General features: G+C 44.0%; 12 protein-coding genes and 1 pseudogene. 5 read left to right on the forward strand and 8 right to left on the reverse strand.

Features of this window, described 5'->3' with window-relative positions:
- A pseudogene (locus AB4496_RS12220) lies at positions 1 to 165 on the forward strand (3-deoxy-7-phosphoheptulonate synthase); the annotation flags it as partial.
- A 120-nt stretch (positions 166 to 285) separates the two neighbouring features.
- Here AB4496_RS12220 and AB4496_RS12225 read toward each other — a convergent pair.
- The 3 genes from AB4496_RS12225 to AB4496_RS12235 all read right to left on the reverse strand — a co-directional run bounded on the left by AB4496_RS12225 (position 286) and on the right by AB4496_RS12235 (position 4,515).
- Complete coding sequence (locus AB4496_RS12225) at positions 286 to 1,710, reverse strand: phosphomannomutase/phosphoglucomutase (RefSeq protein WP_009845643.1); 1,425 nt, start codon at positions 1,708 to 1,710, stop codon at positions 286 to 288.
- Positions 1,711 to 1,725: 15 nt separating this feature from the next.
- Positions 1,726 to 3,261 carry a mannose-1-phosphate guanylyltransferase/mannose-6-phosphate isomerase gene (locus AB4496_RS12230; RefSeq protein WP_009845642.1) on the reverse strand — a complete coding sequence of 512 codons (1,536 nt, stop codon included), beginning with the start codon at positions 3,259 to 3,261 and terminating at the stop codon, positions 1,726 to 1,728.
- 141 nt (positions 3,262 to 3,402) lie between these two features.
- Positions 3,403 to 4,515, reverse strand: a complete 1,113-nt coding sequence (locus AB4496_RS12235; RefSeq protein WP_009845641.1) for a mechanosensitive ion channel family protein — start codon at positions 4,513 to 4,515, stop codon at positions 3,403 to 3,405.
- Between the two features lie 184 nt (positions 4,516 to 4,699).
- Here AB4496_RS12235 and AB4496_RS12240 point away from each other — a divergent pair, with 184 nt between their 5' ends.
- Positions 4,700 to 5,356 (forward strand): TrkA family potassium uptake protein, encoded by a 657-nt coding sequence (locus AB4496_RS12240; protein WP_009845640.1) that lies wholly within the window; start codon positions 4,700 to 4,702, stop codon positions 5,354 to 5,356.
- Positions 5,357 to 5,383: 27 nt separating this feature from the next.
- Entirely contained in the window at positions 5,384 to 6,751 is a 1,368-nt protein-coding gene (locus tag AB4496_RS12245) for a TrkH family potassium uptake protein (protein ID WP_009845639.1), read from the forward strand.
- A 130-nt stretch (positions 6,752 to 6,881) separates the two neighbouring features.
- On the opposite strand, the gene msrB is transcribed toward AB4496_RS12245, so the two are convergent.
- On the reverse strand, positions 6,882 to 8,024 hold the full coding sequence (msrB, locus tag AB4496_RS12250; protein ID WP_009845638.1) for a peptide-methionine (R)-S-oxide reductase MsrB: 1,143 nt from the start codon (positions 8,022 to 8,024) through the stop codon (positions 6,882 to 6,884).
- A gap of 196 nt (positions 8,025 to 8,220) precedes the next feature.
- Between msrB and AB4496_RS12255 the strand changes: the two genes are divergently transcribed.
- Positions 8,221 to 8,619, forward strand: coding sequence for an OsmC family protein (locus tag AB4496_RS12255; RefSeq protein WP_009845637.1), 399 nt, complete (start codon positions 8,221 to 8,223; stop codon positions 8,617 to 8,619).
- A gap of 143 nt (positions 8,620 to 8,762) precedes the next feature.
- Here the strand turns inward: AB4496_RS12255 and AB4496_RS12260 are convergent, their stop codons facing one another.
- The 4 genes from AB4496_RS12260 to phnW all read right to left on the reverse strand — a co-directional run bounded on the left by AB4496_RS12260 (position 8,763) and on the right by phnW (position 13,634).
- A complete protein-coding gene (locus AB4496_RS12260) occupies positions 8,763 to 9,824 on the reverse strand; it encodes an OmpA family protein (RefSeq protein ID WP_009845636.1) in 1,062 nt (353 codons plus the stop codon).
- A gap of 351 nt (positions 9,825 to 10,175) precedes the next feature.
- Positions 10,176 to 10,994 carry a phosphonoacetaldehyde hydrolase gene (gene phnX / locus AB4496_RS12265; protein WP_009845635.1) on the reverse strand — a complete coding sequence of 273 codons (819 nt, stop codon included), beginning with the start codon at positions 10,992 to 10,994 and terminating at the stop codon, positions 10,176 to 10,178.
- Between the two features lie 97 nt (positions 10,995 to 11,091).
- Entirely contained in the window at positions 11,092 to 12,531 is a 1,440-nt protein-coding gene (locus AB4496_RS12270; RefSeq protein ID WP_009845634.1) for an aspartate aminotransferase family protein, read from the reverse strand.
- Entirely contained in the window at positions 12,531 to 13,634 is a 1,104-nt protein-coding gene (phnW, locus tag AB4496_RS12275) for a 2-aminoethylphosphonate--pyruvate transaminase (protein ID WP_009845633.1), read from the reverse strand. The genes AB4496_RS12270 and phnW overlap by 1 nt, the downstream gene beginning before the upstream one ends.
- A 365-nt stretch (positions 13,635 to 13,999) precedes the next feature.
- Between phnW and AB4496_RS12280 the strand changes: the two genes are divergently transcribed.
- Positions 14,000 to 14,579: extracellular solute-binding protein (locus AB4496_RS12280; RefSeq protein ID WP_372131051.1), on the forward strand; the 580-nt coding region annotated here is incomplete at its 3' end.

The following is a 14,579-nucleotide window of genomic DNA, read 5'->3' on the forward strand; positions in this document are numbered from 1 at the left end:
GCTGTGATGATTGAATCTCATCTTGTTGAAGGTCGCCAAGATTTAGTTGACGGTAAAGCGGCGACATACGGCCAATCTGTTACTGACGCATGTATCGGTTGGGAAGATACTGAAACAGTACTTCGCCAACTAGCAGATGCTGTTGAAGCACGTCGTAACAAATAGACTGATTATTGCATATTACAGTCGGCGATTAAGCTGCTGAAAATTCAAAGCCCTTATTAGCAATCGCTAGTAAGGGCTTTTTTGTGGATTTTAGTTTTAAACGGAAAGCGCCTTGGACTCTTAAATAAGAAAAGACAGTAGCTCGTCGACTTTAAGTGATAGCAAAGCTCTATTTTGTCTGGTTTCTACATTAAGGCGTATTAATGGCTCGGTATTAGACTTTCTTAAGTTGAAGCGCCATGTGTCCATATTCATGCTGATCCCGTCTGTGTGATCGATCTCAACGGCATTATCTCGGTAGTGCAATAACACACAAGCCATGACTTCCTCTGGGTTGGATACTCTGCGATTGATCTCTCCGGATGAGGGGAATCTATCCATACTTGCGTTCGTCAGTTGGTAAAGAGACTGTTGGGTTTTCGACATTAGTTCAATAACCAGTAGCCAAGGAATCATTCCTGAGTCGCAATATCCAAAATCACGAAAATAATGGTGTGCGCTCATCTCACCACCGTAGACCGCATTCGTTTCACGCATCTTCTCTTTGATAAGTGCGTGTCCCGCTTTAATCCCAATCGCTTTTCCACCACGTTTGTAAGCGATTTCAATCGTGTTCCATGTCATGCGCATATCGTGTAATACAGTGGCGTTCGGCTCTTTTAATAAGAATGCTTCAGCAAGCAACCCGACAATGTAATAACCTTCAATGTAATTGCCTGTCTCGTCAAAGAAAAAGCAGCGATCGAAGTCTCCATCCCAAGCAATACCAAGATCGGCCGAGCTTTGTAAAACGGCGTCTCTGGTGGCTGTTTGGTTTTCTTTAATCAATGGGTTCGGAATGCCATTAGGGAATGTTCCGTCAGGAGTATGGTGAACCTTGATGAAGGTGATCGGAATATCGAGCGTGGCAAAGCGAGCTTCTAAATCATCAATAATACGCCCTGCGACACCGTTCCCTGCGTTCACCACAATTTTCATAGGTGAAAGCTCAGAAGGAGATATATAAGAGAGTAGGTGGTCTACATAAGGGGCGAGAATACTGGTCGATCTACTAGAGTTACTTGGTTGTGCATGAACGAACGGTAAATTGCAGTTCAGCTCTTGATTAAGCTCTGCAATGCGTCGTTTGATTTCATCTAACCCACTGTTTTTACTTATCGGGCTAGCGTCCAAGCCGACCAATTTCATTCCGTTGTAATTAATTGGGTTATGGCTTGCCGTAATTTGGATTCCGCCAATGGCGCCAAGGTGGCGAGTTGCAAAGTAGACTTCTTCAGTCCCTGTCATTCCAAGATCAACGACGGTTATTCCAGACTCGATTAAGCCTTTGGTCATGGCTTCTTGTAATGAAAGGGACGTTTCTCGGTTATCACGACCAATCACCACTTGAGCCAATCCATCGAATGAGGCTTCAGGTGTCGTGGATAGGGCGTATTCTCCAAATGCTTTGCCGAGCAGGTAGGTAAAGTACCCATTGATTTGGTCACCAATGATGCCGCGAATATCGTTGTTCTTAAAGCAGCTAAGGTCTAATGTTGGTTTCACTTGATTGTCGCCGCTTTATTTCGATTTGTTGTTCTGAGACGAAGAAGCTTGTTGGTTTCGAACCTCTCGCCCATAGCTGTCTTGATATCGAATGATATCGTCTTCACTTAAGTGACTACCGGTTTGTACTTCGATCATTTCGAGAGGTGAGTCTCCAGGGTTCTCAAGGCTGTGGATATGGCCTAGTGGAATGTAAGTGGATTGATCTTCTTCGATTAGATACGTTTTCTCATCGTTGGTTACTTTCGCAGTGCCAGCCACGACTACCCAATGTTCTGCTCTATGGTGATGCATTTGCAACGAAAGCCTATGGCCAGCGTTGACTGTAATGCGCTTCACTTTGTCTCGTTTGCCTAGATCGATCACGTCGTATTTACCCCAAGGCCTAAAGACCTCGCGATGATGGACATGTTCCGTTCGACCAGCCTGATTCAGTTGGCTAACAATCGACTTAACACTTTGAACTTTGTCTTTGTTCGCAACCAATATTGCATCTTTAGTTTCGACAATGATCAAATTGTCGACACCTACAGTCGCGACCAGCTTATTTTCCGCATGAATGTAGTTGTGTTGAGAATCGACGGTTAATACATCACCTTCAATGACGTTATTGTGCTCATCTTTGTCGCTTACATCCCAGATAGCAGACCACGAACCAATATCATTCCAACCAACGTCCATCGGGATCACTGCGGCGTGTGAGGTCTTCTCCATCACGGCATAATCGATAGAGTCACTTGGGCTATTTTTGAATGCTTCTGCCTCGATACGGATAAAGTCGAGGTCGGTATTTTGCTTTGAAAGAGCTAACTGACAAGCCGCTAATATTTCTGGGTGGTGTTTAGAGAGTTCTTCAAGGTAGCGGGATGCCTTAAACATGAACATGCCGCTGTTCCACAAGTATTGCTCTGAACGTATGTATTCTTCTGCAGTTGCTTTATCAGGCTTTTCTATGAAGCATTCAATGGTGTAGGCATGATGGACTGATTGCACTGTAGTGTTGGTTTCTATTTGCAGGCTAGAGGGAAGTGGTTGGCCTTGTTTGATATAGCCATAACCAGTCTCTGGAGCATTCGGGGTTATACCGAATGTCACCAGTTTGCCTTGTTTTGCGTAACCAACACCACGGCTAATTGTTTGTTGAAATTCAGAGGTTTTAGCGATGTGATGATCGGCCGCCAACACTAATAAGATAGGGTCAGATTCGTTCGATTTTTTATCCACTGATTTGCTTAGAGCCTGTAGGGCAGCAAGCGCAATAGCTGGGGCTGTATTTCTACCGACAGGCTCTAAAAGGATTCCACTGTGTTGGATTTTAGTGGCGCGAACTTGTTCAGCGGCAATAAAGCGGTGTTCTTCATTACAGATAATGAATGGAGCTGCGCACTTGCTATCCGTTAGATAGTCCTCAAGACCTTGCAAGCGTTGAAGCGTTTGCTGAAGCATTGACTGTTCGCCAGCAATATTGAGAAATTGCTTAGGGTAAAGTTCGCGAGACAGAGGCCAGAGGCGACTTCCGGAGCCGCCAGCTAGGATCACAGGTAAAATCATAGAGTGGTAATTAGGTGTATTTGAATACTGGCGCCATGTTACCACGCTTCACTCTGTTTATTTATCGATAACCAGTTTACTTATCGATAACCCATCGACTTGACGACAAGCTATAAACGATAAGCAATATAGATGTGCTTCTTAATGACCTTCTGAGTTGGAAATGACCATACCTTGAGCTTCGCCAAAATCTTGAGGATCGATCTTGAGCGTTTGTGTTGGGAAGGCGATATCAGCATTGTGCTTATGAATAATCGCCAACACTTGCAGCAGGACATCTTGCTTAACTTCGTGGTATCTCACCCAGTTAACCGTTTTGGTGAAGGTGTAGATAAAGAAATTAAGGGTTGATGGACCAAACTTATCAAAGTTAACGATCAGCGTCTGTTTTGCATCAATGTCAGGGTGTGTTTCGAGCATGGATCTAACTTCATCAACAATTAGAGCTAGCTTGTCTGCATCTTGATAACGAAGACCGAAGGTTTCATTGATTCTGCGGTTCAACATTCTTGATGGGTTCTCCACCACAATGTTACTGAATACCGAATTTGGCACGTATAAAGGTCGCTTATCAAAAGTGCGAATGATGGTCATGCGCCAACCAATGCGTTCGACTGTACCTTCGATTTGGCGGTCTGGTGAGCGTATCCAATCACCGACTTTAAAAGGACGGTCGAAGTAAATCATCATGCCGCCAAAGAAATTCGACAGTAGATCCTTTGCTGCCAAACCGACGATTAAGCCACCCACACCACCGAAGGTGAGTAAGCCAGATAGGCTCAGACCAAATGCCTGCATGATGGTCAGGCCGCCCATCACCATAAAGAACAAGCGAGCGACTTTAGCGATAGCTTGTACTGTGGTTTCGTCTCTGGTTTTTTGTTCTAAGACGTACGCTTCAGTGTTGGTGATCATTCGCAAGGTAAACCAAACGAAGGTACAGATAATTAATATGTGCTTAAGTGTTTTTAACCAATTAATTTCATTACCAAACTGGTCTTGAAGGATTAACCCCACAGAGACAGTTGCAGGCCAACACCAGAGTAATGTACTGACAGGTGTTTTTAGCGCCTCTAGCAGTAGGTCATCCCAGTGGAATGGGGTTTTCTGAACCAGAATTTCTAAGCGATTATGGATAATTCGCCAAGCGACCCAAGCGAGAAAGCTCGCAATAGTGATGAATAGGACGCTGTTTGCCCAATCACTATGGCTCTGGTTAATGTAGGTTTGTACTTGGGTTATGAATTCATTCATTGTGTGTACTGCCGCAGAAATAGTGGGTTAGAAATTAGCAGAAATCACTTTTGTTCTCTACCTTTATAAATCAAGCGATTAGCTGACAATTGTATCTCTATATGGATATATAGTCGTTTTTTTGTATGAAGACAATTTCATTATTTGTTTTCGATGCTACATAGCTTTGTAAGTGGAGTAATAAATGAGTGACAAACAATATGCAGTTATTGGCTTGGGACGTTTTGGTCTCTCAGTCTGTAAAGAGCTACAAAGTTCAGGCTCACAGGTACTCGCCGTTGATATTGATGAAGAGCGAGTGAAAGATGCGGCGGCTTTTGTTTCTCAAGCGATTGTTGCGAACTGTACAAGCGAAGAGACAGTTAAAGAGTTAAGGCTCGATGAATACGACATGGTGATGGTGTCGATTGGCTCTGATGTTAATTCCAGTATTCTAACGACCTTGGTCGTTAAAGAGTCAGGTGCAAAGGCAGTCTGGGTTAAGGCGAATGATAAGTTCCACGGCAAGATCCTCTCTAAGATTGGTGCTGACTATATCATCATGCCGGAGCGAGATATGGGTATTCGTGTCGCGCGTAAAATGTTGGATAGACGCGTTCTTGAGTTTATCGACCTTGGCAGTGGCTTAGCGATGACGGAAATCGTTATTGGTTCTAATTTGTTGGGTAAGAAACTTGGTGACCTTAAGCTGTGTAAAGAAAATGGTGTTGAGGTACTTGGCTTTAAGCGAGGCCCGAACTTAACGAAAGCACCAGAACTGGATGTGAGTTTAGAAATTGGGGATGTGGTGATCATAGCTGGGCCGAAAGAGACTTTATCTAGAAAGCTACGCAATTGGTAATTGGTAATTGGTAAGTAAGGTAACAGTATGAATTCGGTAAAACGAAAAGGTGCTTTCTACACCCTTAAAAGTGATAAGAAGCCACGCAAAGGCTCTGAACCTAAGATTATCCTTACGAGCTTCTTAGGTGTTCTTATCCCCTCAGCAATCTTGTTGACGCTGCCTGTGTTCTCGGTGACAGGACTAAGCTTTACGGATTCACTGTTTACTGCCACGTCAGCGATCAGTGTGACAGGTTTAGGTGTTGTTGATACTGGCCAGCATTTCACCTTGGCAGGTAAAATCTTACTGATGTTCTTGATGCAAGTTGGTGGGTTAGGGCAGATGACTCTGTCTGCGGTACTGCTCTATATGTTTGGTGTCCGATTAAGCCTTAAACAACAAGCATTGGCAAAAGAAGCACTTGGACAAGATCGTAAGATTAATCTCCGTAAATTAGTTAAGAAGATCATTATCTTTGCGTTGGTGGCGGAGTTTGTCGGTTTTGTATTGCTCTGTTTCCGTTGGGTTCCAGAAATGGGATGGGCAACGGGAAGCTTTTATGCACTCTTTCACGCTATATCTGCATTCAATAATGCAGGCTTCGCGCTGTTTTCAGACAGTATGATGAGTTTTGTTGACGATCCACTGGTGATATTTACATTAGCAGGTTTGTTTATTTTTGGTGGACTTGGTTTTACAGTCGTCGGCGACTTATCGAGTAACTGGCGTAAAGGTTTTCGACACCTACATTTACATACCAAGATTATGTTAACAGCGACACCAGCGCTGTTGTTGGTTGGTACGGTGATGTTTTGGTTGTTGGAGAGGAATAACTCCGCGACCATGGGAGGGTTATCGACACAAGGTCAGTGGTTAGCGGCATTTTTCCAGTCAGCGAGTGCTCGTACTGCTGGTTTTAATAGTGTGGATTTGTCTCAGTACACTCAGCCTGCATTGTTGGTGATGATAGTACTGATGTTGATTGGTGCTGGTTCAACTTCAACTGGTGGTGGTATTAAGGTTTCGACATTTGCGGTCGCTTTTGTAGCAACTTGGACATTCTTACGTCAGAAAAAGCATGTAGTGATGTTTAAACGTACTGTGACCTGGCAAGCTGTAACAAAGTCATTGGCCATTATTGTGGTAAGTGGAGCACTGTTAACCACCGCAATGTTTTTGTTAATGCTCACTGAGCAAGCCGCGTTTGACCGCGTGATGTTTGAAGTGATTTCTGCTTTTGCAACCGTCGGTCTAACAGCGGGACTCACTGCAAATCTCACTGAGCCCGGTAAATACATCATGATTGTCGTTATGGTCATCGGGCGTATTGGTCCTTTGACTTTGGCGTACATGCTGGCTCGTCCAGAACCCTCCTTGTTGAAATACCCTGAAGATACAGTGTTGACGGGCTAATAATGTTAACGGGGTAATAATGCTAACAGGCTAGGATTTATAGTTCTTGTTAGTGTGTTAGAAAAACAAAGCCAGCGTTATGCTGGCTTTGTTGGTATAGGTGTAGCACTAATTTCTTAGTACTTAAGCTTTAGCCTTCGAACATTTCTACATATTCTTCGTAGCCTTCCTCAGCCAATTTATCTGCTGGGATAAAGCGCATAGCGGCTGAATTCATGCAGTAGCGTAAACCTGTTGGCTTTGGACCATCTTTAAATACATGCCCTAGGTGAGAGTCACCAAATTTACTGCGAACCTCTGTTCTTGGGTAAAGTAGCTTGTAGTCAGTAGTTGTTACCACATAAGCTTCGCTGATTGGCTGTGTAAAGCTTGGCCAACCTGTACCTGATTTGTATTTGTCTTTTGAAGAGAACAAAGGCTCACCCGTTACGATATCAACGTAAATACCTTCTTGCTTGTTATCCCAGTATTTGTTGTCAAACGGGCGCTCTGTTGCGTCGTCTTGTGTGACATCGTATTGCAGTGAAGTTAGAGACGCTTTGAGCTCTGCATCAGACGGCTTGCTGTATGTCTTAGCATTAGCTGTCGCATTTTTGTCATCGATGATTTGGCGGATCGTTTTCGGATTTTCTTTTCTATCATCACCGAAGATTTTATCTAGGTACTGATCACGACCAGAAGCGTAGCGGTAGTAGTTATAACGAACCTTACTCTTCTTGTAATAATCTTGATGGTATTCTTCTGCTGGCCAGAATTTTTCAAACTTAATCAGCTCTGTTTTTAGTGGCTCACCAAAGATCTGAGCTTTGTCTATTTCCATCATGAAGTTCTGAGCGATGTCTTTTTGATCCTGGTTATGATAGAAAACAGCAGGTCGATATTGTGGACCTCTGTCAACGAATGAACCTTTGTCATCAGTTGGGTCGATGTGTCTGAAGAATTGGTCAAGCACCTGTTCGTAGCTAACCACATCAGGGTTGTAAGTCACGTTGATCACTTCGATGTGACCAGACTTACCTGATGAAACTTGTTTATAGGTTGGATTCTCTAATTCGCCACCAGAATATCCTGAGACAACATCCGAGACTCCTGTCAGCTTCTCCAGATCGGATTCTGTACACCAAAAACAACCACCAGCCAGTGTCGCTATTTCGCTCTTACCTGAGTTAGCCGTTTTATCCATTGTATTGGCAGTGCCAGTCTGGCTCACAAACAGCGAAATCAGTGGTAGCGCAACCACGAGTGATACCAATATTTTAGATAATTTATTCATAGATACCTCATCTTGACGTCTTTTCATTCGATTTTGAATGTACGAATAGAGACAGGGTTTAGATGGAAAAAATTACACTATTCATAAAAAAAATATCTCAAACAGAAAATCTTGCTCATAAATGCTGCCAGTAGTAGGGTGTCCATTATTGATATAATAGATAATGATGGCGGTTTCCGTACATCTAAGGAACAACATGCAAGCAGAAGTTAAATGGGTCGAAGGCTTTAAATTCCTAGGTCAATCTCAATCAGGTCACTCTGTCGTTATGGATGGCAGTGGCGGTGCTACCGCGCCAAGCCCTATGGAAATGGTGCTAATGGCTGCTGGCGGTTGTAGCTCTGTTGATGTGGTTGATGGCTTGAAATCTGCAGGCCAAAACATCACGGGCTGTAATGCAAAGCTTGAAACCACACGTCGTGAAACGGCGCCAAAAATCTTTACTGTGATTAACATTCACTTCGAAGTGTCGGGTGAAAATCTTGATCCTGAGTTGGTTGCTAAGGTCTGTGCGGATTCATTAGAAAAATACTGTTCAGTATGCTTAATGCTGGGTGCTGGTGTAGAGATGACCCACAGCTGGGAAATAGTCTAGTCTCTGATTGTACAGCTTGGCAGTAGACTGATTTTTACGGCTTCTACTTATAGCTGATGGCATATGGGGAGAGCCTGATAAAGAAAAGGGCGGAGCACTTGAAAGTGCTCCGCCCTTATTATTTTAATTAAGGTAGAGTGCTATTATTCAGCAGTTTCTACGATAACTTCTTCCATTTGCGCTTTTTCTTGGTATTCGAAGCTTGGGATCGTTGCGTCAACACGACGGTTTTGCGCACGACCTTCAGCTGTAGCGTTTGATGCTACAGGGTTTTCTTCCCCTTCACCTGAAGCTGTAATGCGGTCCGCTTCAATGCCTTGCTCTTCAATGTATGCGGCTACAGCAGCAGCACGCTTCTTAGAGATCATCATGTTGTACTCTGCCGCACCTGTTGAATCAGTGTGACCAACAACATTAACTGATGATTGAGGGTGAGCTTGCAGTACTTCAACTAATGGCATTAATGCAGATTTGCCTTCTGAAGATAATTCAGTGCTGTTTGTCTCAAACATACCTTGAGAGAAGCTTTCAGTTTTCGCTTTAGTAACCACAACTTCTTCTTCAACAACAATGACTTCTGGTTCGGCAATTGGCTCTGCAGGAGCCTGTGTTATAACGGCTGCAGAAGCGGCTGCTGCTGAAGCCGTTGTGTTACCTGTACCAAAGTTGTAGCTAAGGCCAACGGTAACAAGGTTAGAGTTTAAGTCTTGCACGAATTTATCATCGAAATCATCGAAGTATTGATATTCAACACGCAGTGCCCAGTCTTCAGCGAATTGCTTTTCAGCACCGATACCAAGAGACAATACTACGTCATCTTCGTCATCGTGCATGATGTAAGCTGGGCCGGCTTTGAAGAAGATATCAAATTTTTGTTGGATAGCGAGTCGATACATAGGGCTCAGAGAGATAGCGACGATTGAATCACTATATTGCTTCAAAGTTCCTGTGCTATTAAAGCTTGTATCGTAGTCTCCTAGGTAGTCTGCGCTCAGTTCAAGAGCAAACTTGTCAGAAAAGTTGTAGCCACCGTAAAGGCCACCCGCAACAGAATCATCTTCGCATTTAACGCCATCGACACAGGCACTATCTAGCCAACCCATGCCCACTTTTGCACCAACATAAGTGGTTGCAGCAATAGAAGGAGCTGCCGCTAAGCCGGAAGCTGCGACGACAGCACACATGATTTTAGAAAGTTTTTTCATAATCTTATCCTTGGATTAATTTTTATTGTTATCTGAACTGACCTGTAAAGCGATAACTTACTGGCTAAGACACTGCGACCGTAAGTAAATCAAGGCGTTGATTCAGGTAGAGCTTTTAAAGTACTACTAATATATTGTTAGTCTGATTGCGTATGATAGTCAATCGGATTGTTGGTATTCATAGTTTTCAAGGCGCTATTTATAGCTTTTTTGTTGATCAATTGTTGTCTTAAATGTTGGAAACAATGAAACCTCGTATCATTTTAACGCGGTACGAGGTTTCATCTTTTTGTGTGAACGGATTATTTGGCTACATAGTCTGAGTTGTAGGGGGGAGCGGAGCTTTAGCTGTTACGGGCGCTCACCGGCTAACAAACGCTTTTCGATATCTGCAATCACTCTAGGTAAGTCGGCGATGGTATCGATCAGGTAGTGCGGGTTTGATTTGTTTAGCTTAATGCTTGCTTTTTCTCGCGCAACTGCAAGTGTCGCTTCGTCGGCATCCACATATTCTTGGTAGGTTAAGCCTGCTTCGTTGCCTGATAGTACAAGGCCTACTGTCCACATGCCTGCGTTGTGGCCTTCATCGATACCCGGTGCTGCGTCATCCACTTTCACACACGCAGCGACGTTCGTCACACCTAGGTCAATGACGTTTTTAAGTGCCATGAATGGAGCAGGGCGACCGCCTTGCGGTAAGTCGTCAGTTGCAACTACGTTGTCAGGAAGATAACCGTAATCTGCTGCAGCTGGAATTAGTACGTCCATCACCTCTCGTGGGTAACCAGAACAAGAGCCGATTTTTACGTTCTTTTCTTTTAAGTTATTCACGACTTCAATCGCGTTTAAAATTGGTGCTGCGTGGTCTGCTACTTTTGCTTTCTGAAGAGGCATGAATGCCGAGTAGATCGCATCAACGTCTTCACTGGTCATCGAGCGTCCGAATTGAGCATTCCAACGAGCGTCGACAGCTGGAATTCGACCAACCGCTTGGATGTGGTCCCATTTGCCGATACCCATAGGTTCACGCGCTTCTGCTAAGTCGATATCAAAGTCGAAACCTTGTCTGAATGCTTCAACGAAAATGCTGGTTGGAGCAAATGATCCAAAATCAACGATAGTGCCTGCCCAGTCAAAGATAACCGCTTGGATAGGTGATGTCGTGTTCATAATAGTGTCCTATTTTTGTGTCACTCCCAGTTCAAGTTATTGGAAGGACGAATGATTGTTTTAGCTTATTGGTTTAAATGTTGATTTAGATAATGAATTAAAGGTATTCAAAATCTTTGCAGACTTTTGCTATCGCATTTTCGAATATAGACAGAGCGACTTCTAGTTCACTGCGGCTGATGATCAATGGCGGGCTCAATTGAATCACGTTACCTTGTGACACCTTAAAGCTCAGGCCATCGTTCAGACATTGATAAAGTACGGCTTCTGCTTCATCGAACGCTCGGGTTTTGGTGATATGGTCGGTGACCAATTCCACCCCCCAGAGCAGGCCGATGCCGCGAACGTCACCAATGACTGGGTACTTATCTTTCATTTGAAGCAGTTGTTCACGTACAAAAGCGCTGTCTTCTTGCACTTTTTCAAGTAAATTTTCTTGCTCAATCACTTCCATGGTGGCGAGTGCTGCCGCGCAACCAATTGGGCTTTTTTCGTGGGTGTAGTGACCAAGAGATACTTGCGCTGCCGTGTTGTATTTGTCTTTAGTGATCATGGCTGCGATTGGAACTAAGCCGCCGCCAAAACCTTTACCGATACAAAGAATGTCAGGTTCGATATCAAAAGCTTGGTGAGTGAACCATTCGCCACTGCGACCCATACCGTTTGGAATGTCGTCGATGATCAACATGACGTTATGCTTATCACAAATCTCACGGATGCGCTTCCAGTAAGCTTTGCTTGGTACTTGCACGTCTGTGTTACGAACCGCTTCTGCAATGAAGGCACCAATGCCACCTTCTTTTTCAATCACATACTCAAGGTAATCGGCGTAGTGAACATCACGTGCGGTCTCGTTCGCATCGCCGGAGTTTTGCCCGCAAAGCGAAAAAGAGTCATTGAGCGGGAAAGCACCACGATAGGAAACCGCTGGTGGAATACGTTCTACGCCAGCCATTAACGGCCCCATGCCTTCGCGGAAACACGCTTCGCCACCCACTGAAATCGCATCAAGTGACGCGCCATGGAATGAATCCCACAATGACACTACTTTGAAATTGTTGGTGACATGGCGAGCTAGTTTGAGCGCCATGCCGATCACTGATGTGCCACCGGGAGCAAACAACACACGATTCAAATCACCACCGCAGATCTGTGTGAGTTTCTCAGCACACTGAACCGCAGTTTCATTGGTGAAGCGACGTGGTGAAAATGGCAACGACGCCATTTGCTGAGTCACTTTATTAATAATGTGTGGGTGGCCATAACCAAGTTGATGAACATTGTTACCGTGAAAGTCCATGTACTTTTTGCCCGTCGCATCTTGAATATAGATGCCTTCGGCTGCTTCAAGTGTGTCTAGGCAAGGCGTTGACATGGCTTGATGAAGAAACACGTCAGAGTCGCGCTTTAACATCGCTTGAGTCGCATCATCGTTTAGCGATTCGTTCCATTTTTCGCGTGCTGGTGTGGTGTTCACATCGCCTTCGCTTCGAAAGTACGTTGCCTTTAGAACTGGCTCTTGATTGGTCGTTGTCATTATTTGATGTCCCAGTACATAGCGTTTTTCACTGCGCCAATGAGAGCTTCAATGTCTGACGGATACACTTCACCGATGTTACCGATTCGGAAGCAGTCTGCGTTTGAAACCTTACCCGGGTAAATCACAAAACCTTGTTCTTTCAAACGGTCATAGAATTCCTTGAATTGGTAATCGCTATGAGTTGGAGAATAGAAAGAAGTAATGATAGGTGAATGAAGATCATCATTAAGCAGTGGCTCAAAGCCAAGAGAGCGCATACCTGCAACCAATGTGGTTTGGTTGGTTTGGTAGCGATTATGACGAGCTTCGATGCCACCTTCTTGCTCCAATTCAAGTAGAGCTTGGTAGAAAGCACGCACTGTATGAGTTGGAGAGGTGAAGCGCCATTTACCATTGTTGCTTTCCATGCAGTGCCATTGGTCAAACAGGTCAAGGCTTAATGAACGAGCTTGGCCTTTGCATTTTTCCAGTTCCGATTGCTTCGCAATAACAAAGCCGAATCCAGGTACACCTTGAATGCATTTGTTTGCCGAGCTGATCATGTAATCGATACCTAAGTCAGCAATATCCATAGGGATGCCACCAAAACTCGACATCGCATCTAGAATGACGGTTTTGTTGTGCTGTTTTGCCAATTTGGCAATCTCTTCAATTGGATTCAGCATGCCAGTGGTGGTTTCACAGTGGACAATCGCAACGTGAGTAATGTCTGAATCCATGGCCAATGCCGTTTCCATTTCGTTCAAGTCAGGCTGTGATGTTTCACCTGGGGAAACGACATGGCATGGAATGTTTAAATATTCTGCGATTTGAGCAATACGAGCACCATATGCTCCGTTATCGACCACAAGAAGCTTACCGCTGTTAGAGATAACGCTACCGATTGTTGCTTCAACTGAAGCAGTGCCGCTGCCTTGCATTAATACGCTGGTATATCCCGCCTGCTTAGTTGCCAAAGTCACAAGCTTGCTACGAATCACTTCAACAATGTCTTTGTTGTATTCATCGTCCCAAGTACACCAATCTTTTAGCATCGCTTGGCGCACGGTTTCAGAAGTAGATAGAGGACCCGGTGTCAGTAGTAAATATTCGTTTCTCATGTTCAATTCTCGTGATTTTAATTTTGGACTATACCAGTGATTGCGGTTACTTTAACAACCAATTTAAACGGTCGTAAATAGTCCAAACGTTATTTTCACAAAAGCTTCATATTAAGATTGGTCACTTGTGTTGAGAAATTTACCGATCTTGAAATTGCCATTTTTTGTTCATTTAATCGTCATAAAAGCCAGTTAGCTTAATACTCGAAATCTGGTACATACCAATATAAAGGTGTGTTCTAACAACCTAAATGAATTTATGGATATAGAAGCCTCTAGATGGAGCTTCTAGCTTTAACAACTTTAACTTTGGCAATTTTTAATTTTGGCAACTTCTCACTTTAGAGTTGGCCTGACTGGAGAAAATGATGAAAAACCGTTTTATGAAAGGATCACTTGCAGCATTAGTTACTCTACTAGCTGGTAATGCTTATGCAGCACAGGAAGTGACGGTTTACACCGCTTTTGAAACTGACATTTTAGCGAAATACAAGAACGCATTTGAAAGTGAAAACCCAGACATCAACATCAAGTGGGTGCGTGATTCAACAGGGATCATGACGGCAAAATTATTGGCTGAGAAAAACAATCCTCGCGCAGAGGTAGTTTGGGGACTTGCTGGTTCTTCAATGGCACTGCTTAAAGAAGAGGGCATTCTTAAGCCTTACACTCCTCAAGGTGTAGAAGCGTTGCGTGTAAACCTTAACGACCCGCAATCTACTCAAGCTTGGTACGGCAATGACGCATTCTTCAATGCAGTTTGCTTTAACGAAGTAGTGGCTAAGCAATTGAACCTACCGGCACCTAAGTCTTGGGATGACCTAACGAAGCCTATCTACAAGGGCCATATTGCTATGCCAAACCCAGCGTCTTCTGGTACAGGCTACATGCAGGTTTCGGCTTGGCTACAAAACATGGGTGAAGACCAAGGTTGGAACTACATGC

Source organism: Vibrio sp. 10N.222.46.A1, assembly GCF_041473595.1.
GTDB lineage: Bacteria > Pseudomonadota > Gammaproteobacteria > Enterobacterales > Vibrionaceae > Vibrio > Vibrio tasmaniensis_A.